The following is an 18937-nucleotide window of genomic DNA, read 5'->3' on the forward strand; positions in this document are numbered from 1 at the left end:
TTTTCTTATCGTCAGGGGCGGCGATTTTCCATCATCAACAGCGAGGTAACAACCCGACAAACTGTGACGTTATTCAGAACGGCAGGGAGGGCGGTGGCTGAGAGAGAAGCAGAGGGCAATCAGGCCATAAAAAAACCCGCCGCAGCGGGTCAGTCCGTTTTTTCCGGATACTCGCAGAGATCCTCAATCAGGCAGGAGCCACAGCGCGGTTTGCGCGCCACGCAGGTGTAGCGGCCGTGCAGAATCAGCCAGTGATGACAATCGACCTTATACGCCGCCGGAACCACTTTCAGCAGCTTCTGTTCGACCTCCTCCACGTTTTTACCGGGAGCAAACCGGGTGCGGTTGCTGACGCGAAAGATATGGGTGTCGACAGCGATGGTTGGCCAGCCAAAGGCGGTGTTGAGGACCACGTTGGCGGTTTTGCGGCCGACGCCTGGCAGCGCTTCCAGCGCCGCGCGATCTTCCGGCACCTCGCCGTTGTGCTGTTCCAGCAGAATGCGGCAGGTCTTGATGACGTTTTCCGCTTTGCTGTTAAACAGGCCGATAGTTTTGATGTAGGACTTCACGCCATCCACTCCCAGCGCCAGCATGGCGGCAGGGGTGTTGGCCACCGGATAGAGTTTCGCGGTGGCTTTATTGACGCTGACATCGGTCGCCTGCGCGGAAAGCAGGACCGCAATCAGCAGTTCAAACGGCGAGCTGAAGTGAAGCTCGGTGGTCGGATGCGGATTATGTTCCTGCAGACGCCGCAGGATCTCGGTGCGTTTCGTCTGATTCACACGGCTTTCCCGGCTGCGCGCTGCGGTGCGGCGCTGGCCGCGGCTTCAGCACGCAGTGCCGCGCGCTGCTTCATCTTCTGATCGATCAGGTATTTGCCCGCCAGCATCATGCCGAGGCCAATAAACGCGCCAGGCGGCAGCATGGCCAGCAGCATCGGTGAATCAAAATGGACCACTTCAATGCGCAGCGATTTTGCCCACGGCCCCAGCAGCTGATCGGCGCCGTTAAACAGGGTGCCGCTGCCGATAATTTCGCGCAGCGAGCCCAGCACCACCATGGCGCAGGTCGCGCCCATGCCGATGGCGAAACCATCAAGCGCCGCCAGCGGAATGCTGCTTTTAGAGGCCACGGCTTCGGCACGGCCCACCACGATGCAGTTGGTCACGATCAGCGGGATAAAGATCCCCAGCGACTGATAGAGTCCATAGGCATAGGCGTTAATCAGCATCTGCACGCAGCTCACCACCGAAGCGATGATCATCACGTAGATTGGGATGCGGATTTCCGAAGGAACCCAGCGGCGCGAGGCGGAAATAAAACTGTTGGTCAGGGTCAGCACCAGCGTGGTCGCCAGCCCCAGACCGAGCGCATTGGTAGCCGTTGCGGTGACCGCCAGCAGCGGACAGAGGCCCAGCAGCTGCACCAGCGCCGAGTTGTTCTTCCACAATCCGCCAACCAGCAGACTTTTAGCTTCACTCATTTGCGTCTCCACATTGCGGTAACGAAGAAAGTTTCTCCGGCAGCGTTTTCATTAACAGCGCGGTGCGTTTGGTCGCATTGACCACCGCGCGTGGGGTAATGGTGGCGCCGGTAAACTGATCGAACTCGCCGCCATCTTTTTTCACAGCAAAGGCCTTATCGCCGGGTCCCTGAACCACTTTGCCGTTAAAGCTGTTGATCCAGTCAGAAATCCGCAGTTCGATCTTGTCGCCCAGACCGGGCGTTTCATGATGTTCAATCACGCGCACGCCCAGTACTTTACCCTGGAAATCGGCACCGACCAGCATCTGTATGGCACCAGAATAGCCGTCAGGCGCGGTGGTCTCCAGTGCGGCAGCCACCGGCCGATCGCCTTTGCGCGCCAGATAGAGGTGATGGGGCGCGCTGTTACCCAGTGCCGAATCGGTGACAACGTAACAATCCTGCTGAATGTTATTGTCATAGAGCGTGGTCGGAACCACCTGATCCAGCAGGTTTTTCTGCTGTAACTGCGTCTGATGTTCAACCGTGGGTTTGGTCACGGTGTTCACCACGGCGGTCGCCGCGGTGGTGATCGCGGCAAACATCGCCAGCGTTACCCCATTTTTACGAATCGTCTCCAGCATCGCTTAATCCTTCTGATGGCCGTAAACGCGCGGCTGGGTGTAGTAGTCGATAAGCGGCACGCAGATATTCGCCAGCAGCACGGCAAAGGCGACGCCATCGGGATAGCCGCCGAAGCTGCGGATCAGCCACACCAGCAGGCCAATCAGCGCACCATAGATCAGGCGGCCCCGGTTAGTGGTTGAGGCTGTCACCGGATCGGTCGCAATAAAGAACGCGCCCAGCATGGTGGCACCGGAGAACAGGTGGATCAGCGGGCTGTTGAGCGAGTCCGGTGAGAAGAACCAGCCCAGCGTGGCGCAGACGGCCAGCGACAGCAGCATCGCCGCAGGAATATGCCAGCGGATAGCATTTTTCCACAGCAGGAACAGGCCGCCCGCCAGATAGCCGACGTTGACCCACTGCCAGCCAAGACCCGCCAGCACGCCGCTGTAAATCGGCTGGGCCAGCAGATGTTCAGCGCTGTGACCCGCGCGTAAGCCGGTTTTGAAGGTATCCAGCGGGGTCGCCTGGCTGATGCCATCCACACCCATCTGCAGCTGCTGCATGGTATCGCCCGCCAGGGTATGTCCGCGGAAAACCATGCTCAGGCTGTCGAGCAGGCTGGGTTTGATCGCCTGAAGGGTATCGGGCGGCAGCCAGCTGGTCATCTGCACCGGGAAGGAGATCAGCAGCACCACATAGCCAACCATTGCCGGATTAAAGGGGTTCTGACCCAGCCCGCCATACAGCTGTTTCGCAATGACCACGGCAAAAAGCGTACCGACGACCACCAGCCACCAGGGCGCCAGCGGCGGCAGGCTGATGCCGATCAGCACGGCGGTCAGCAGCGCTGAGTTATCTGCCAGCGTGCTGGCAACCGGCGCTTTGCGCAGCCGCAGAATCGCCGCTTCGGTCAGCCAGGCGGTGAGCGTCGCCAGTAAAACCTGTAACAGGGTGCCGTAGCCAAAGAAATAACACTGTGCGGCAAAACCGGGCAGCGCAGCCAGCACCACCAGCAGCATGATATTGCCGGTGCTGCGGCGATTGTGGGTGTAAGGAGAACTTGCGATACGAAAAGCCATTTAATCCTCAAGCGTCGTAGACGACTGCGCTTTACGCGCTTTGGCACGGGCGATGGCGGCAGCAATAGCGGCTTTGCGCGCATCATCGGGTTGATTCAGTTCAGGTGCCTGTTCAGGTTCGGCATTCGCATTGTTTGCCTGCTCCTGAGCCTGCTCCGCTTTCTCCACCGCAAAATGCGCGGCGGTCGCCAGCGCGGCGGCGTCGCGTGACGCGGCGTCCGCCTCCTGTTCCGCCTGTGAGGGCTCAGGGGCGCTGTCGGTGGCGGGCGTAGCGGGTTCAGCGTGCTGCGCCTGCGCGGCTTTCTTCGCTTTGGCCCGGGCAATGGCGGCCTGCACGGCGGCCTTACGCGGATCGGTTTCAGCCGGTGCGTCTGCGGCGCCGTCAGTGACAGCCTGCGTGGACGCTTCAGCATTGTGCGCCTGCGCGGCTTTCTTCGCCTTGGCGCGGGCGATGGCGGCCTGCACAGCGGCCTTGCGCGGGTCGGTTTCAGCCGGTGCGTCTGCGGCGCTGTCGGTGACAGCCTGCGTGGACGCTTCCGCATTGTCCGCCTGAGCGGCTTTCTTCGCTTTGGCGCGGGCGATGGCGGCCTGCACAGCGGCCTTGCGCGGATCGGTTTCAGCCGGTGCGTCTGCGGCGCTGTCGGTGACAGCCTGCGTGGACGCTTCCGCATTGTCCGCCTGAGCGGCTTTCTTCGCTTTGGCGCGGGCGATGGCGGCCTGCACAGCGGCCTTGCGCGGATCGGTTTCAGCCGGTGCGTCTGCGGCGCTGTCGGTGACAGCCTGCGTGGACGCTTCCGCATTGTCCGCCTGCGCGGCTTTCTTCGCTTTGGCGCGGGTAATGGCAGCCTGTACGGCGGCCTTGCGCGGATCGGTTTCGGCCGGTGCGTCTGGCGTGGCTTCAGCAGATGGTTGCGCTGTTTCAGCCTCCGGCTGTGCCGCTTTCTTCGCTTTAGCGCGGGCAATCGCCGCTTCAACCGCCGCTTTACGCGGATCGGTGGTCTGACGCGTGACCGGCTGGGTTTCAGCCTGCGCCTCGGCCTGACGCAGACGCGCCTGCGCGTGGCGGGCTTCACGCTGCGCCTCAAGCGTCGCTTCATCCGGCTGGGCAACCTGACGCGCGTTCACCCGCGCTTTTGCAGCGGCCAGTTCGCCGTTATCCGTACGAGTCACACGCTGCTTCGCCTCTTCGTGGCGTGCTTCGCGGGCCTGTTTTTCGCGCTCCAGTCGCGCCTGACGCGCTTCAAAGCGCGCTTTCGCTTCCAGCGTGCGTTTGGCTTCCAGATCGATGGCGCGCAGTTCCGCTTTTTCCTGCCGGTAATACTGCACCAGCGGGATGTTACTCGGGCAGACATAGGCGCAGGCACCGCACTCAATGCAGTCATCGATATGGTGAGCGCGCGCTTTATCGTGATCGCCGCCCTGGCTGAACCAGTAGAGCTGCTGTGGCAGCAGCTTAGCCGGACAGGCATCGGCGCAGGCTGAACAGCGAATGCAGGACTGCTCTTCGTCGTTGTTGCCCATCTCACTGGCAGAAGGCGCCAGAATACAGTTAGTAATCTTCACCACCGGCACATCCAGCGACGGCAGGGTAAAGCCCATCAGCGGACCGCCCATGATCACCATCTGGCGCGGCGCAGGGGTGAATCCCACCTGATGCAGCAGATGACTGATGGGGGTACCCAGACGGCTCCAGACGTTACGCGGCTGAGCAATCGCTTCACCGGTCAGGGTGACCACGCGTTCGGTAATCGGTTCGCCGTTGATAATGGCGCGCTTCACCGCCCACGCGGTGCCAACGTTCTGCATCAGCACGCCGATATCGGTTGAGCGCCCGCCGTGTGGCACTTCCTTGCCGGTCAGGATGCGGGTCAGCTGCTTGGCACCGCCCGAGGGGTATTTGGTCGGGATCACCCGGATTTGCAGATCACGCTCACTGCCCAGCGCCTGCTTCAGGGCGGCAATCGCTTCGGGTTTGTTATCTTCGATGCCGATCAGCACCCGCTCAGCCTGCAGCACCCAGCCGAGAATGCGGCTGCCTTCCAGCACCTCGGCGGCATAATCCTGCATCAGGCGATCGTCCGCGGTGATGTAAGGCTCGCACTCTGCCGCATTGATAATCAGGGTTTTTACCCCGCGCAGGCCACCTTTCAGTTTCGTGGCGGTCGGGAAGCCCGCGCCACCCAGGCCCGCCACGCCCGCATCGTGAATGCGCTGCACGATATCGGCGCGCGGATGCTGGCGATAGTCAGGCAGGGGATCGAGCGGCACCCAGCGATCTTCGCCATCGGGCGTCATAAAGATGCAGAGTTCGGACAGACCGGAAGGATGCGCGGTCATGTGCTGGCCAATCGCATCAATCACCCCGGAGGTGGGCGCATGAACCGGCAGCATACGGCCGGTTCCAAACGTCAGCGGCTGACCGCGCAGCACCTTATCGCCAGGCGCCACGCAGATCTCGCCTTCATGGCCGATATGCTGTTTTAACGGAATAACGAAACGGTCCGGCAGGGGCAGTTCGCTCAGCGGCGTGCCGTTGGACTGGGTTTTCATTTCGGGCGGATGAATGCCGCCCTGAAAATCCCAGACCTTCTCTTTTTTCAGGAAGTTAAACAGATTAAGCATGAGTTTCTACCGGGATCACCCGTACAGGAATGGTATTCAAATCCCACTTCCAGTTAGCTGGCGTGGTGGCAACCGGACGCATTTCGATGCAGTCAGTCGGGCAGGGGGCGACACAGAGATCGCAGCCGGTGCAGACATCGCTCAGCACGGTGTGCATGGCGCGGGTGGCCCCGACAATCGCATCCACCGGACAGGCCTGAATACATTTGGTGCAGCCAATACAGTTGGCTTCATCAATAAAGGCCACGGTGCGCACCGGCTCTTTCGCCGTTTCGTCGCCATCGATGGGCTGCGGTTCAACGTTGAGCAGGGCCGCCAGCTTGAGCATGGTCTGCTCACCGCCCGGCGCGCACTTGTTGATCGCTTCACCGTTGTTTCCGACCGCATCGGCATAGGGACGGCAGCCAGGATAGCCGCACTGGCCGCACTGGCTCTGCGGCAGAACGGCATCAATCTGCTCAACAATGGGATCTTCTTCCACCTCAAAGCGGCGCGAGGCGTAACCCAGCAGGCCGCCGAACACCAGGCTCAGCGCACTCAGTACAGCAATAGCAATCCAGATCGCGGTCATCAGAATTTCACCAGCCCGCTGAAGCCCATAAAGGCCAGTGCCATCAGGCCTGCGGTAATCAGGGCGATGGAGTTACCTTTGAACGGGGCGGGAACATTGGCCAGCACCAGCCGCTCACGCATACCGGCGAACAGTACCATGACCAGCGAGAAGCCGATAGAGGCGCTGAAGCCATAGAGCGCGGCCTGCATAAAGGTGTGGTTGAGGTTGACGCTCAGCAGGGGCACGCCCAGCACCGCACAGTTGGTGGTGATCAGCGGCAGAAAGATCCCCAGCAGACGATAGAGCGACGGACTGGTTTTACGCACCACCATCTCGGTGAACTGCACAACGACGGCGATCACCAGGATATAGGCCATGGTACGCAGATAGACCAGATCCAGCGGCAGCAGGATCAGATGGTTGACCAGCCAGGCGCAGATCGAGGCCAGCGTGATCACAAAAGTCGTGGCGAGACCCATGCCAATCGCCGTTTCCAGTTTTTTGGAAACGCCCATAAAAGGGCAGAGGCCGAGAAACTTCACTAAAACGAAGTTATTTACCAGCACGGTGCCAACAAAGAGAAGCAGATAATCGGTCATTTTTTCGCCTGGGAGCCAGAAAGCGGCTTATTATCATTGATAGCGCGGCGTATCTCAACACCCGCGCCATCGGCAGAGCGGCAGACCGCACTCAGAATTAAATTCCTGACATAACTCACAGCGTTACGGCGCAATGAAGGTCGCTTTCACCCGCTTTGAACGTTTGAAATAGGGCGCGAAAACCGCCGCGGCCAGCAGCGACAACAGCAGCGTCTGTAGTGCACGGCTGTCGGCAACCGGCGTGAACGCAAAGGTTTTCAGCGCTAACAGCACCGTAATCAGCAGCCAGAGCAGGTAGTGACGCGGCAGGCGATGCGATCGTTTGAAGAACAGCCAGCTGATCCAGAGGCTGTAGGCCCAGACCGCGACGGCCGTAAGCAGGGAAATGGCCCAGTAGGAGAAGAGTGTGCTGCCGTGCGAAAACAGCGCCACACGCCATTCAGCATTGAACAGCGGGGTGAGATACATCGCCAGCACCAGAACGGTGGTTAACAGAGTCATTATCAGCCAGGCCAGCGGCAGCAAAAGCCAGCCGCCAATACGTGGCGCAGCAACCTGTTCATTCATCGGGAGTTATTCCTGTCTCGGAGAGTCGAAGCGCAGCAGGATAACATGTCCGGAAGGGCTCGCCCATCCGGACAGGTCAGGGGGTAAAAGAGCGGTTAACAGCAGAAAGTCAGACCACGTAACGCCACACTGTTTTCGGGACACAGCCGAGATCGTACAGGCGTCCGCCGGAGACCAGCTCAGCACGCCGGTGGTCGGCAGCCCGATACATGTTGATGATCTCGATATCATTCGTCAGTGAGTAGTTGAGGTGGTCGAAAAGCTTTTCCAGACTGTCTGAATTATTTACTTTGCGGAATTTAAGCAGGTAATCGTGCGCAGTCATCATTGCCATAACAGATAGAAGTAACAAAGGAGTGCTCAGTATAGGGGGCGGGCCTTGCCTGTCCAGATCGGGCAGGTAAGAAAAGGTGAAAATCAGACTAACGCACCGTAAACGTAATGAAAATTCGTAGTTTTATTTTTTTACCACTGTCCACAGCCATTACCCCGTCTCTGGCTGCGCGTGAATGTTTCATCCTCAACGGCAGAACCGGTAAAAAACCGCTTTGCCTGCCACGATAAAAGCCGGTTTTTGCGCTCCCGGCGCGAATCGTCCGTCAGTGGCTTTTTTTCGTAGTTTTTACTCCAGCGTTATCCTGAAACTTTTCGCAATCGTCAGAGAAACGTTTCGCTCCCGGACAGTGTCAGCAGGCGACTGTGCGGGCAGTCACAAAACCTGTTTTTTGTTGCGGCTCAGCGTCATAACCCGTTTTGTACGCCTGGCTGTAATCGTTTCCAGCGCCATTACACATAAGCGATTCTGTTTATTACAATTATTTAACCGCAAAGTTTTTATTTCTCAGCAGATCTCTCCATAACGTCACGGCCAGTAAACCCCTGCCGTTACACGTAACTCCTTTAAATTGCTCTGTTTTGTGAGGCGCGTCGCCATTATGCACCCTTTTTTAGTCCAGGCTAAGCGTGCTCTCTACCCTAAACAGCAAACGCCCTTCAGAGGAATGAAAACTATGTGGAAACGTTTACTTCTGACCACGCTGGTCAGCGCCGCATTAACCGGCCCGGTGCTCGCGGCAGACATGACGGTCGGCTTCTCGCAGGTCGGTTCAGAATCTGGCTGGCGCTCGGCGGAAACCAATGTGGCGAAAAGCGAAGCGAAAAAACGCGGCATCACCCTGAAAATCGCCGACGGACAGCAGAAGCAGGAGAATCAGATCAAGGCCGTACGTTCATTCATCGCGCAGGGCGTGGATGCCATCTTCATCGCGCCAGTGGTGCAGACGGGCTGGGAACCGGTGCTGGAAGAAGCCAAAGACGCCAAAATTCCGGTCTATCTGCTGGACCGGGCCATCGTTGTGAAAGACAAGTCGCTTTATCAGGCGGTGGTTACGGCGGATAACGTGCTGGAGGGCAAGCTGATCGGTGACTGGCTGGTGAAAACCGTCGGCGACAAGCAGTGTAACGTGGTGGAGCTGCAGGGCACCGTCGGGGCCAGCGTCGCGATCGATCGCAAGAAAGGCTTTGCTGAAGCGATCAGCAACCATCCAAACATTAAAGTGATTCGTTCTCAGTCCGGTGACTTTACCCGCAGTAAAGGTAAAGAGGTGATGGAGAGCTTCATCAAGGCGGAGAACAACGGCAAGAATATCTGCATGGTCTATGCGCACAACGATGATATGGCGATCGGTGCCATTCAGGCCATTAAAGAGGCGGGTCTGAAACCGGGCAAAGATATCCTGACCGGCTCGATTGACGGGGTGCCGGATATTTACAAAGCGATGCTGGCGGGTGAGGCAAATGCCAACGTGGAGTTGACGCCGAACATGGCTGGCCCGGCGTTTGATGCGCTGGAGAAATTCAAAAAAGATGGCACGCTGCCGCCAAAAGTGATCAAGACCGAGTCGAAACTGTTCCTGCCTGCTGACGCTGAGAAGGAGCTGGAGAGGAAAAAAGGCATGGGCTACTGATCCGCAGACCAGCCGCAGACCGCCCTGTGGGGCGGTTTTTTATGACCAGGCGGAGTGAGCAGAATGACCACGCAAAATGAAGCACCGCTGCTGTCCATCAGCGGCGTCAGCAAAGGGTTTCCCGGCGTCAAAGCACTGAACAATGTCTCCTTTGATATCCGCAAAGGGGAGATCATGGCGCTGCTGGGTGAGAACGGTGCCGGTAAATCGACCCTGATCAAAGTGCTGACCGGCGTCTACAGCCGGGATGCCGGCACCATCATCCTGAATGGCGAGGCGATTACGCCGCACAACACCGCGCAGGCGCAGGAGATGGGCATCGGCACCGTCTATCAGGAAGTGAATATGCTGCCGAACATGTCGGTGGCGGATAACCTCTATATTGGCCGTGAACCACGGCGTTTCGGTATGATCGATCGCCGCCGGATGGTGCGTGATGCCGATGCGCTGATGCGCAATTACGGTTTTTCGCTCGATGTCACCCGTCCGCTGGGCCACTATTCGGTGGCGATGCAGCAGATTATCGCGATCTGTCGGGCGGTCGATCTCTCGGCGCAGGTGCTGATCCTGGATGAGCCAACGGCCAGCCTGGACGCCAGCGAGGTGGAGATGCTTTTTATCCTGATGGCGCAGCTGAAAGCCCGCGGAATGAGCCTGATTTTTGTTACCCACTTTCTCGACCAGGTGTACCGCATTACCGATCGGATTACCGTGCTGCGCAACGGGCAGTTTATTGCCACCCGCGATACCGCCACGCTGCCGCAGATTGAGCTGATCAAGCTGATGCTGGGACGCGAACTGCTGGAGACGGCGCTGCAGCGTCAGGGCAGCACGCTGCGCAGCAATCAGCCGGTCGTCTCGTTTGAAGATTACGGCAGAAAAGGCACCATTGAACCCTTTAACCTGACGGTCCGCCCTGGCGAAGTGGTCGGGCTGGCGGGGCTGTTAGGATCCGGACGCACCGAAACCGCTGAAGTGCTGTTTGGCATCCGGCGCGCCGATCGCGGCACGGCGAAGATCAAAGGTAAGGTGCAGCGCATTACCAACCCGGCCAGAGCCTCACAGCTGGGAATGGGTTTTTGCCCGGAGGATCGGAAGACCGACGGGATTATTGGCGCAGCCTCGGTTCGCGAAAACATCATCCTGGCGTTGCAGGCGCAGCGTGGCTGGCTACGGCCGATTAAAAAACGCGAGCAGCAGGCGATTGCCGACCGTTTCATTAAAAGTCTGGGCATCCGCACACCGCACGCGGAGCAGCCGGTAGAGCTGTTATCGGGCGGCAACCAGCAGAAGGTGCTGCTGTCGCGCTGGCTGGTGACGAAACCGCAGTTTTTGATCCTCGACGAGCCGACGCGCGGCATTGATGTGGGCGCGCACGCCGAGATTATCCGTTTAATCGAATCCCTGTGCGCCGACGGTCTGGCGCTGCTGGTGATCTCCTCTGAACTCGAAGAGCTGGTGGGCTATGCCGATCGGGTGTTGATCATGCGCGATCTGAAGCAGGTGGCTGAAATCCCCCTGGAGCAGCTTTCGGTCGCGTCGATTGTCAATGCCATCGCTGACGGAGGAGTAAAACATGCTTGAGTCTCCTATGACTTCTGAAAAAACGCCGCGTCGCAAGCTGAAGCTGCCGCAGGGGATGCCGCAGATTGCGGCGCTGCTGCTGGTGCTGTTGATTGACAGTCTGGTGGCGAATAACTTTTTTGCCGTGCATCTGCAGGAGGGTCGTCTGTTCGGCAGCCCGATCGATATCCTGAACCGCGCGGCGCCCGTCGCCTTGCTGGCGATTGGTATGACGCTGGTGATCGCAACCGGCGGCATCGATCTTTCCGTGGGTGCGGTGATGGCGATAGCCGGCGCAACCGCCGCGACGCTGACCGTAGCCGGTCACGGGGTGCCGTTTATCATCCTTGCCACGCTGGGAACCGGGCTGGCCTGCGGCGTGTGGAACGGGGTGCTGGTAGCGCTGCTGCGCATTCAGCCGTTTGTCGCCACGCTGATCCTGATGGTGGCCGGACGGGGTATCGCCCAGCTGATTACCCAGGGGCAGATTGTGACCTTCGACAGCGACAGTCTGGGCTGGTTTGGTAACGGCGCGCTGTGGATGTTGCCGGTGCCGGTCTGGATTACGCTGGTGGTGGCGCTGGCGGTGTGGCTGCTGACGCGCAAGACCGCGCTGGGTCTGTTCATCGAAGCGGTTGGGATCAACCTGCGCGCGGCCCGCAATGCCGGGGTGACAGGCTGGCTGGTGGTGATGTCGACCTACGCGATCAGCGGTGTCTGTGCCGCCGTGGCGGGGCTGATTGTGGCGGCCGATATTCGCGGAGCGGATGCGAACAACGCCGGTTTATGGCTGGAGCTGGATGCGATTCTGGCCGTGGTGATCGGCGGAGCCTCGCTGATGGGCGGTCGCTTTAATCTGGTGCTGTCGCTGATTGGTGCGCTGATCATTCAGTCGATGAATACCGGGATTCTGCTCTCCGGTTTCCCGCCTGAGCTGAACCAGGTGGTGAAAGCGGTGGTGGTGATGTGCGTGCTGTTACTGCAGTCACCGCGATTTATTGCGATGTTGAAACGGAGACGGCCGACATGATCAAACGTCATCTTCCGCTGATGATCACCTTGCTGGTGTTTGTGGCGGGTTACCTGTTTTGCCTGACGCAGTTTCCGGGCTTTGCCTCAACCCGGGTGATTTGCAACATTCTGACCGACAATGCGTTTCTGGGCATTATCGCGGTGGGAATGACCTTCGTGATTTTATCGGGGGGTATCGATCTGTCGGTCGGCGCGGTGATCGCCTTTACCGGCGTATTTCTGGCGCGGGCAATTGGCGATTTTCATCTCAATCCGCTGCTGGCGTTTGCGCTGATTCTGGCGCTGGGGGCGCTGTTTGGTGCCATGATGGGCTGGCTGATCGATGCGCTGAAGATCCCGGCTTTTATTATTACGTTAGCAGGGATGTTTTTCCTGCGCGGATGCAGCTATCTGGTGTCCGAGAATTCGATTCCCATCGATCATCCGTTTTATACGACGCTGTCGGGTCTGGCGTGGAAAATACCGGGCGGCGGGCGGCTGAGTCTGCTGGCGGTGATTATGCTGCTGGTGGTGGTGGGCGGGATTATTCTGGCGCACCGCACCCGCTTTGGTAATCGGGTTTACGCCATCGGCGGCAATCTGACATCGGCGCAGCTGATGGGGGTGTCGACACGCGCTACCACCATTAAGATCTATATGCTTTCCACCACGCTGGCCACGCTGGCCGGGATTGTGTTTTCAATCTATACCTCAGCAGGCTATGCGCTGGCCGGGCTGGGGGTGGAGCTGGATGCGATCGCGTCGGTAGTGATTGGCGGCACGCTGTTGTCAGGCGGTGTCGGCACGGTGTTAGGCACGCTGTTTGGTGTGTTGATTCAGGGGCTGATTCAGACATGGATAAATTTCGACGGCACGCTGAGTTCCTGGTGGACCAAAATCGCCATCGGGATTCTGCTGTTTGCCTTTATCGCCCTGCAGCGGTTACTGACGGTGATCTGGGATCGTCAGCAGAACGCACCGGTTAAGCGATTGAGTTCCTGATATGAGAGGGCGGCTCACAGTAGCCGCCCGTTACTGCGCAAGGTTAAGCACCATCACGGTCACCTCTTCTCCGGCTATGTGCCGCTGCTCCACCGCCTGCCATCCTGAACGCTGATAGTACGCCTGCTGGTCGGGGGTATAGAGCCAGAGTTCAGCGATCTGCTGTTGTCTGGCGCGTGCAATCGCCCGATGAATCAGCGCCTTTGCCACGCCCTGGCCGTGGAATTTTTTGTCTGTCACGACCTCACCCAGCCAGTATTCCCTTGCCGCGATGTCATCCAGTTCATAACGAATAACGCTGCAGAATGCGGCCCTGGTATTTAGCTTTTAAAGACAAGCTCAAATACCACATAAAGGAGAGAATGATGGGCAGTGGAGTAAAGCGTCCGCCGCATGGACAAAAACGCCTGGAGCGTTTTTGAACAATGCGAAGCGTTGGCCCGCTTGCGGGCGAGCCTCAGGGATGAGGCGAGTCGTCCGGCGGCCGAGCCTACAGGGATGTATTTACGGCGACTTTACGGAGCGCCCATTATTTCCGACTGAAAAGCACGGGATTGTGCGCTTATGGCACGAAAAGGCGTCGCTGTTGATGGCAGGTGAAAGGTCAGGAAAGGTATGCCTGATCGCAAAGGGTTCCCGCATCCATGCGGATCGGCCGCGCCATCCCTGGCGCGGACGCTTTGCTCTTCAGGCATACCATTCCTTCCCGGTCGCGCTTGATCATTGCTGTACAAAATTCGTGCGGAATTGCGTTGCGTGAGGGGATGACGAGTAGTGAACTTAAGTATCCAAAATATGAGGTTTGGCTTACTCGCCAGATGACCCTGGCTTTTAAATAATTCGCTCAGGAACTGAAAAAAGGAGGGGATGGCGGGTAGTGGAGTAAAGCGTCCGCCGCATGGATGCGGCGGCCGAGCCTACAGGGAGGTATTTACGGCGACTTTACGGAACGCCCGCCATTCCCGACTGAATAGCACTGGTTTTTGACATACGGCGGCTTCCGGGCCCTGCATCTCTCTTTTAAAGAGATGCAAAGCGCCAGGAATCACTCATTAACGTTTTAACCGGTAGTACGCCTCGTTCCAGCGCAGCGCGTCTTTAAACGCAGGCAGGCGGGTATGCTCATCAATCACCAGCACCTCGATATCGTTCATCTCGCCGTACAGATACATGTCGTCGAGCGTCAGTGCCTGGCTGAACACCGTATGGTGTGCGCCACCCCCGAGAATCCACGCTTCAGATGCGGTCGCCAGTGACGGCTGCGCTTTCCAGAGTGCACGGGCAACCGGCAATTTCGGCAGCGGTTTCGGCTGTTCAATCGCATCGACCACATTCACCAGCAGACGAAAACGGTCGCCCATATCGATCACGCTGGCATTAATCGCACGACCGGCCGGGGTGGAGAAGATCATCCTCGCCGGGTCAGCTTTATTGCCAATGCCCAGGAACTGCACATCGATCAGCGGCTTCTCTTCAATGGCGATCGACGGGCAGACCTCCAGCATGTGCGAGCCGAGCACCAGGTCGTTGCCGGGTGAGAAGTGATAGGTGTAATCCTCCATAAATGAGGTGCCACCTTTGCGATCGCCTGCCAGCACTTTGAAAATACGCAGCAGCGCAGCGGTCTTCCAGTCGCCTTCACCCGCAAAACCATACCCCTGACCCATCAAACGCTGCACCGCAAGACCCGGTAACTGGGTCATGCCATGCAGAGTCTGGAAGTTGGTGGTAAAAGCGTGGCAGCCTTCCGCTTCAAGGAACTGCTTCAGACCCAGCTCGATACGAGCCGCATCCAGCACGTTCTGCCGCTTTTCACCTCCGGCGGCGGCGACATCGGAAAAGCGGTAGAGGCTTTCATACTCGTCGATCAGCGCATTCACATCGCCATCGCTGACGCCATTGATCACCTCAACCAGATCGCCCACGCCCCAGCCATTCACTGAATAACCAAACTGAATCTGTGCGGCGACCTTATCGCCTTCGGTCACGGCCACTTCACGCATGTTGTCGCCAAAACGCGCCACTTTCAGCTGCTGACTGGCCTGTTTCGCCAGGGCCGCACGCATCCAGTTGCCCAGACGCTGCTGGCTGGCGCTATCCTGCCAGTGTCCGGTCACCACGCTGTGCTGCAGACCCATGCGGGCACCGATAAAACCGAACTCACGACCGCCGTGCGCCGTCTGGTTCAGGTTCATAAAATCCATGTCCATGCTGTCCCATGGGATCTCCGCATTGAACTGGGTGTGAAATTGCAGCAGAGGCTTATTCAGCACGCTCAGGCCGCCAATCCACATTTTGGCCGGAGAGAACGTGTGCAGCCAGGTAATGATGCCGGCGCACTGCTGGTCATAGTTAGCGTCGCGACACAGGGACAGCGCTTCATCCGGTGATTTCACCAGCGGTTTCAGCTCAAGGCGCAGCGGTAAACCGGACTGATTCAGGCCCTCGACGACCTGACGCGCATGCTGTTCAACCTGGCGTAACGTTTCCGGCCCGTAGAGGTGCTGCGTGCCGATGACAAACCATACGCTGTAGCTGTTTGACTGTTCCATAAAACCACTCCTTTACTTTGCGCCTACCTTAGCAGGCTAATTAATTTGTCATTCTGAACCCGGGCAGTGCTCACACAGGCTGCTTTAGCAACCTGAACGCCCTGAAGTGCGGCCCTGAAGGGCGAGCACAGCGAGTAATCCTCACCTACTCCGTGTACGTTCCGGTTGTTCCGCGCTGTCCGTATCCAGACTGCCTGCAACAATTACGCCTGCTGGGCCAGGCTCGTAGCGGAAGCGGGGCGGGCGGCGTACTGCGGTTCAGCCGTCACGCACCATTGTTGATAGCGTTGATAGAGTTGCTGATAGCGGGCGACACGTGCCGGATCGGGTTGCAGCGTGACGGCGATCGGGCTGGCCATCACCTGCTGCGCCTCGGCAACGCTGGCGTGAACACCGGCAGCGACGGCGGCGAAAATGGCCGCACCCAGCGCACAGCACTCATCAGAGGCGACAATATCCAGTGGCCGGTTCATCACGTCACAGCAGGCCTGCATAATCGCCGGGGATTTGCGCGCGATGCCGCCCAGCGTCAGAATGCTCTCGACGGGGATCTGCTGCTGCTCGAAGCACTCCATAATGGCGCGCGCACCAAATGCTGTCGCCGCGACCAGACCGCCAAACAGCGCCGGGGCATCGGTACCCAGATTCAGATCGGTAATCACCCCTTTCAGCCGCTGATTGGCATTCGGCGTGCGGCGACCGTTGAACCAGTCCAGCACCACCGGCAGATGGTCGAGCTGCGGATTAGCAGCCCAGGCGTCGGTCAGATCTTTAATCAGACTCTTTTGCATCTCCACCAGCTGAGGTTTCAGCTCAGGGTGACGCTCAGCCGCCTGTTGCAGCGGCCAGCCCAGTAACCGGCTGAACCAGGCGTAGATATCACCAAAGGCGGACTGACCCGCCTCCAGCCCAATCGCTCCCGGTATCACGCTGCCATCCACCTGACCACAGATGCCTTTAATATCGCGATCGCCGACCTTTTCGCTGTCAGCGATCAGGATGTCGCAGGTTGATGTGCCGATCACTTTCACCAGGGTGTAAGGTCTGGCACCGCCTCCGACCGCGCCCATATGGCAGTCAAACGCGCCACCGGAGAGCGTGACGGTCTGCGTCAGCCCCAGACGCTGCGCCCATTCCGGGCTGAGCGTGCCGACCGGCAGATCGGCGGTCCAGGTCTCAGTGAAGAGAGGCGAGTCCAGCTGTTGCGTTAACAGCGGGTCCAGCGCGTTAAGGAAATCGGCATCCGGCAGGCCGTTCCAGTCGCCATGCCACAGGGCTTTATGCCCGGCTGCGCAGCGGCCACGGCGCAGCCTGTCGGGCGCGGTCGTGCCGCTTAACAGGGCAGGCACCCAGTCGCACAGCTCCACCCAGGAAACCGCCGCGTCACGCACCGCCGCATCTTCCCGCGACACGTGCAGAATCTTTGCCCAGAACCATTCAGAGGAGTAGATGCCGCCGATATAGCGGCTGTAATCCGTGAAACGGCCGCTGTGACAGAGCTGATTGATCTCTTCCGCTTCTTCTATTGCAGTGTGATCTTTCCACAGCACAAACATCGCGTTGGGGTTGTCAGCGAACTCCGGGCGCAGCGCCAGTACATTGCCGTCGCGATCGATGGGCGCCGGGGTCGAACCGGTGCTGTCGACGCCAATGCCGACGACGGCGTTGCGCTGATCTTCGCTCAGGGCGTTCAGTACGCCGAGCAGCGCCTGCTCCATGGCGTCGATGTAATCCTGTGGATGGTGACGAAAACGATTGGTGTGCGGATCGCTGTACAGACCCTGCTGCCAGCGCGGGTAACTGCACACCGCACTCTGCAGCTCGCTGCCGCTGTGACAATCGACGGCCAGCGCACGCACCGAATCACTACCAAAGTCCAGCCCAAGGGTGATGGCTCCAGCACGCATCGGAATCTCCTGTAGTTAGTTAACTCCTGTATCCTGGGTTCGGCGCGCCGGAACAGTTAGTCATGGCTGGCTGACAATATGCACTTTCCTGCCATCGGCAGTGATTTTGTGATCCATTGCAAAAGTTAAGCTCCGGTTAAATTTGCTGAATATATGGATCATTTTGTCGTGATTTTAAGATGTGATACCGCTCTACATTTTTCTCCGCCAATACCGCTAAAACTAGCCCAGCGTCTGGACAGGCTGACAACACATAGCAACCTAACGCACTGATTTATGGCTGTACCCTCAAAACAAGACCAACTGGTAGCGCTTACACCGATTCGTTATGAGCAGCGAAAAATAACCTGGTACCGGAGAGCATCATGCATAAATTCACTAAAGCATTCGCGGCCATCGGCCTGGCAGCGGTTATGTCACAATCCGCTATCGCCGAGACCATGAAGCTGGGTTTTTTAGTCAAGCAACCAGAAGAACCCTGGTTCCAGACGGAATGGAAATTTGCCGATAAAGCCGGCAAAGATCTCGGCTTCGACGTCATCAAAATTGCCGTCCCGGATGGTGAAAAAACCCTGAATGCTATCGACAGCCTTGCCGCAAACGGCGCGAAAGGCTTCGTTATCTGTACGCCCGATCCCAAGCTGGGCTCCGCCATCATGGCGAAAGCGCGGGGCTACGGCCTGAAAGTCATTGCCGTGGACGATCAGTTTGTGACCGCCAAAGGCAAACCGATGGATACCGTGCCGCTGGTGATGATGGCCGCCACCAAAATCGGCGAGCGTCAGGGGCAGGAGCTTTATAAAGAGATGCAGAAGCGCGGCTGGGATGTGAAAACCACCGGCGTGATGGCGATTACCGCCAACGAACTGGATACCGCACGCCGTCGTACCGGTGGATCGATGGACGCCATCAAAGCTGCGGGCTTCCCGGCCGCTCAGATCTATCAGGTTCCGACCAAATCCAACGACATCCCTGGCGCCTTTGACGCCGGTAACTCCCTGCTGGTGCAGCATCCTGAGGTCAAACACTGGCTGATTGTTGGCATGAACGACAACACTGTGCTGGGCGGCGTGCGCGCGACGGAAGGTCAGGGCTTTAAAGCGGCTGACGTCATCGGCATCGGTATCAACGGCGTGGATGCGGTCAGTGAACTGTCGAAAGACAAAGCGACGGGCTTCTACGGCTCGCTGCTGCCAAGCCCGGATATCCATGGTTATAAGAGCAGCCAGATGCTCTACAACTGGGTGAGCAAAGGCGAAGAGCCGGCGAAATTCACTGAGGTCACCGATGTGGTGCTGATCACCCGTGACAACTTCAAAACTGAACTGGCGAAAAAAGGACTGATGTAACCCTGAGCCTGCCAGGCGTTTCGCCGCCTGGCATCCTGCATAGCCTGCTTCACGTCGCCCGCCCGCACAGGCCGG

Annotated in this window: 17 protein-coding genes; 5 read left to right on the forward strand and 12 right to left on the reverse strand. The window is 58.5% G+C overall.

Features of this window, described 5'->3' with window-relative positions:
- Window positions 1-149: 149 nt before the first annotated feature.
- The 9 genes from nth to ydgT form a co-directional block, all read right to left on the reverse strand.
- Window positions 150-782 (reverse strand): endonuclease III, encoded by a 633-nt coding sequence (gene nth / locus AC1V0D_RS05120; protein ID WP_009090357.1) that lies wholly within the window; start codon window positions 780-782, stop codon window positions 150-152.
- Window positions 779-1483 (reverse strand): electron transport complex subunit E, encoded by a 705-nt coding sequence (locus AC1V0D_RS05125; protein ID WP_482907066.1) that lies wholly within the window; start codon window positions 1481-1483, stop codon window positions 779-781. The genes nth and AC1V0D_RS05125 overlap by 4 nt, the downstream gene beginning before the upstream one ends.
- Window positions 1476-2108 (reverse strand): electron transport complex subunit RsxG, encoded by a 633-nt coding sequence (rsxG, locus tag AC1V0D_RS05130; RefSeq protein ID WP_482907067.1) that lies wholly within the window; start codon window positions 2106-2108, stop codon window positions 1476-1478. Before rsxG ends, AC1V0D_RS05125 begins: the two co-directional genes overlap by 8 nt.
- Window positions 2109-2111: 3 nt before the next feature.
- Window positions 2112-3170, reverse strand: a complete 1059-nt coding sequence (rsxD, locus tag AC1V0D_RS05135) for an electron transport complex subunit RsxD (RefSeq protein ID WP_058956537.1) — start codon at window positions 3168-3170, stop codon at window positions 2112-2114.
- A complete protein-coding gene (gene rsxC / locus AC1V0D_RS05140; protein WP_482907068.1) occupies window positions 3171-5792 on the reverse strand; it encodes an electron transport complex subunit RsxC in 2622 nt (873 codons plus the stop codon).
- On the reverse strand, window positions 5785-6363 hold the full coding sequence (rsxB, locus tag AC1V0D_RS05145; protein WP_009090345.1) for an electron transport complex subunit RsxB: 579 nt from the start codon (window positions 6361-6363) through the stop codon (window positions 5785-5787). Before rsxB ends, rsxC begins: the two co-directional genes overlap by 8 nt.
- Window positions 6363-6944 (reverse strand): electron transport complex subunit RsxA, encoded by a 582-nt coding sequence (gene rsxA / locus AC1V0D_RS05150; RefSeq protein WP_003853423.1) that lies wholly within the window; start codon window positions 6942-6944, stop codon window positions 6363-6365. The genes rsxB and rsxA overlap by 1 nt, the downstream gene beginning before the upstream one ends.
- 123 nt (window positions 6945-7067) lie before the next feature.
- On the reverse strand, window positions 7068-7511 hold the full coding sequence (locus AC1V0D_RS05155; protein ID WP_009090340.1) for a DUF2569 domain-containing protein: 444 nt from the start codon (window positions 7509-7511) through the stop codon (window positions 7068-7070).
- A gap of 109 nt (window positions 7512-7620) precedes the next feature.
- The gene (ydgT, locus tag AC1V0D_RS05160) at window positions 7621-7836 is read right to left on the reverse strand and encodes a transcription modulator YdgT (protein WP_046101771.1); all 216 of its coding nucleotides are present in this window, start codon (window positions 7834-7836) and stop codon (window positions 7621-7623) included.
- Between the two features lie 685 nt (window positions 7837-8521).
- Between ydgT and ytfQ the strand changes: the two genes are divergently transcribed.
- From ytfQ to yjfF, 4 genes are all read left to right on the forward strand, one after another.
- Window positions 8522-9478 (forward strand): galactofuranose ABC transporter, galactofuranose-binding protein YtfQ, encoded by a 957-nt coding sequence (ytfQ, locus tag AC1V0D_RS05165; protein WP_046101772.1) that lies wholly within the window; start codon window positions 8522-8524, stop codon window positions 9476-9478.
- Between the two features lie 63 nt (window positions 9479-9541).
- Window positions 9542-11062 (forward strand): sugar ABC transporter ATP-binding protein, encoded by a 1521-nt coding sequence (locus AC1V0D_RS05170; RefSeq protein WP_482907069.1) that lies wholly within the window; start codon window positions 9542-9544, stop codon window positions 11060-11062.
- Window positions 11055-12071: a galactofuranose ABC transporter, ATP-binding protein YtfT gene (gene ytfT / locus AC1V0D_RS05175; RefSeq protein ID WP_009090336.1), complete on the forward strand. Its 1017-nt coding sequence runs from the start codon at window positions 11055-11057 to the stop codon at window positions 12069-12071. The genes AC1V0D_RS05170 and ytfT overlap by 8 nt, the downstream gene beginning before the upstream one ends.
- A complete protein-coding gene (gene yjfF / locus AC1V0D_RS05180; RefSeq protein ID WP_140028500.1) occupies window positions 12068-13054 on the forward strand; it encodes a galactofuranose ABC transporter, permease protein YjfF in 987 nt (328 codons plus the stop codon). Before ytfT ends, yjfF begins: the two co-directional genes overlap by 4 nt.
- A 30-nt stretch (window positions 13055-13084) precedes the next feature.
- Here the strand turns inward: yjfF and AC1V0D_RS05185 are convergent, their stop codons facing one another.
- The 3 genes from AC1V0D_RS05185 to AC1V0D_RS05195 all read right to left on the reverse strand — a co-directional run bounded on the left by AC1V0D_RS05185 (window position 13085) and on the right by AC1V0D_RS05195 (window position 17513).
- The gene (locus AC1V0D_RS05185; protein WP_482907401.1) at window positions 13085-13348 is read right to left on the reverse strand and encodes a GNAT family N-acetyltransferase; all 264 of its coding nucleotides are present in this window, start codon (window positions 13346-13348) and stop codon (window positions 13085-13087) included.
- A gap of 758 nt (window positions 13349-14106) precedes the next feature.
- Window positions 14107-15606 carry an L-arabinose isomerase gene (gene araA / locus AC1V0D_RS05190; RefSeq protein WP_009090330.1) on the reverse strand — a complete coding sequence of 500 codons (1500 nt, stop codon included), beginning with the start codon at window positions 15604-15606 and terminating at the stop codon, window positions 14107-14109.
- A 203-nt stretch (window positions 15607-15809) separates the two neighbouring features.
- Complete coding sequence (locus tag AC1V0D_RS05195; RefSeq protein WP_482907070.1) at window positions 15810-17513, reverse strand: ribulokinase; 1704 nt, start codon at window positions 17511-17513, stop codon at window positions 15810-15812.
- Window positions 17514-17878: 365 nt separating this feature from the next.
- On the opposite strand from AC1V0D_RS05195, the gene AC1V0D_RS05200 reads away from it, so the two are divergent.
- Window positions 17879-18862, forward strand: a complete 984-nt coding sequence (locus AC1V0D_RS05200; protein ID WP_009090326.1) for an arabinose ABC transporter substrate-binding protein — start codon at window positions 17879-17881, stop codon at window positions 18860-18862.
- Window positions 18863-18937: the final 75 nt, after the last annotated feature.

This window comes from Pantoea sp. PA1 (assembly GCF_056856975.1).

Coding starts and splice junctions, on each gene's coding strand:
- AC1V0D_RS05125 (WP_482907066.1), bottom strand. CDS start 1,483: ATGAGTGAAGCTAAAAGTCTGCTGGTTGGCGGATTGTGGAAGAACAAC.
- rsxG (WP_482907067.1), bottom strand. CDS start 2,108: ATGCTGGAGACGATTCGTAAAAATGGGGTAACGCTGGCGATGTTTGCC.
- rsxD (WP_058956537.1), bottom strand. CDS start 3,170: ATGGCTTTTCGTATCGCAAGTTCTCCTTACACCCACAATCGCCGCAGC.
- rsxC (WP_482907068.1), bottom strand. CDS start 5,792: ATGCTTAATCTGTTTAACTTCCTGAAAAAAGAGAAGGTCTGGGATTTT.
- rsxB (WP_009090345.1), bottom strand. CDS start 6,363: ATGACCGCGATCTGGATTGCTATTGCTGTACTGAGTGCGCTGAGCCTG.
- rsxA (WP_003853423.1), bottom strand. CDS start 6,944: ATGACCGATTATCTGCTTCTCTTTGTTGGCACCGTGCTGGTAAATAAC.
- AC1V0D_RS05155 (WP_009090340.1), bottom strand. CDS start 7,511: ATGAATGAACAGGTTGCTGCGCCACGTATTGGCGGCTGGCTTTTGCTG.
- ydgT (WP_046101771.1), bottom strand. CDS start 7,836: ATGACTGCGCACGATTACCTGCTTAAATTCCGCAAAGTAAATAATTCA.
- ytfQ (WP_046101772.1), top strand. CDS start 8,522: ATGTGGAAACGTTTACTTCTGACCACGCTGGTCAGCGCCGCATTAACC.
- AC1V0D_RS05170 (WP_482907069.1), top strand. CDS start 9,542: ATGACCACGCAAAATGAAGCACCGCTGCTGTCCATCAGCGGCGTCAGC.
- ytfT (WP_009090336.1), top strand. CDS start 11,055: ATGCTTGAGTCTCCTATGACTTCTGAAAAAACGCCGCGTCGCAAGCTG.
- yjfF (WP_140028500.1), top strand. CDS start 12,068: ATGATCAAACGTCATCTTCCGCTGATGATCACCTTGCTGGTGTTTGTG.
- araA (WP_009090330.1), bottom strand. CDS start 15,606: ATGGAACAGTCAAACAGCTACAGCGTATGGTTTGTCATCGGCACGCAG.
- AC1V0D_RS05195 (WP_482907070.1), bottom strand. CDS start 17,513: ATGCGTGCTGGAGCCATCACCCTTGGGCTGGACTTTGGTAGTGATTCG.
- AC1V0D_RS05200 (WP_009090326.1), top strand. CDS start 17,879: ATGCATAAATTCACTAAAGCATTCGCGGCCATCGGCCTGGCAGCGGTT.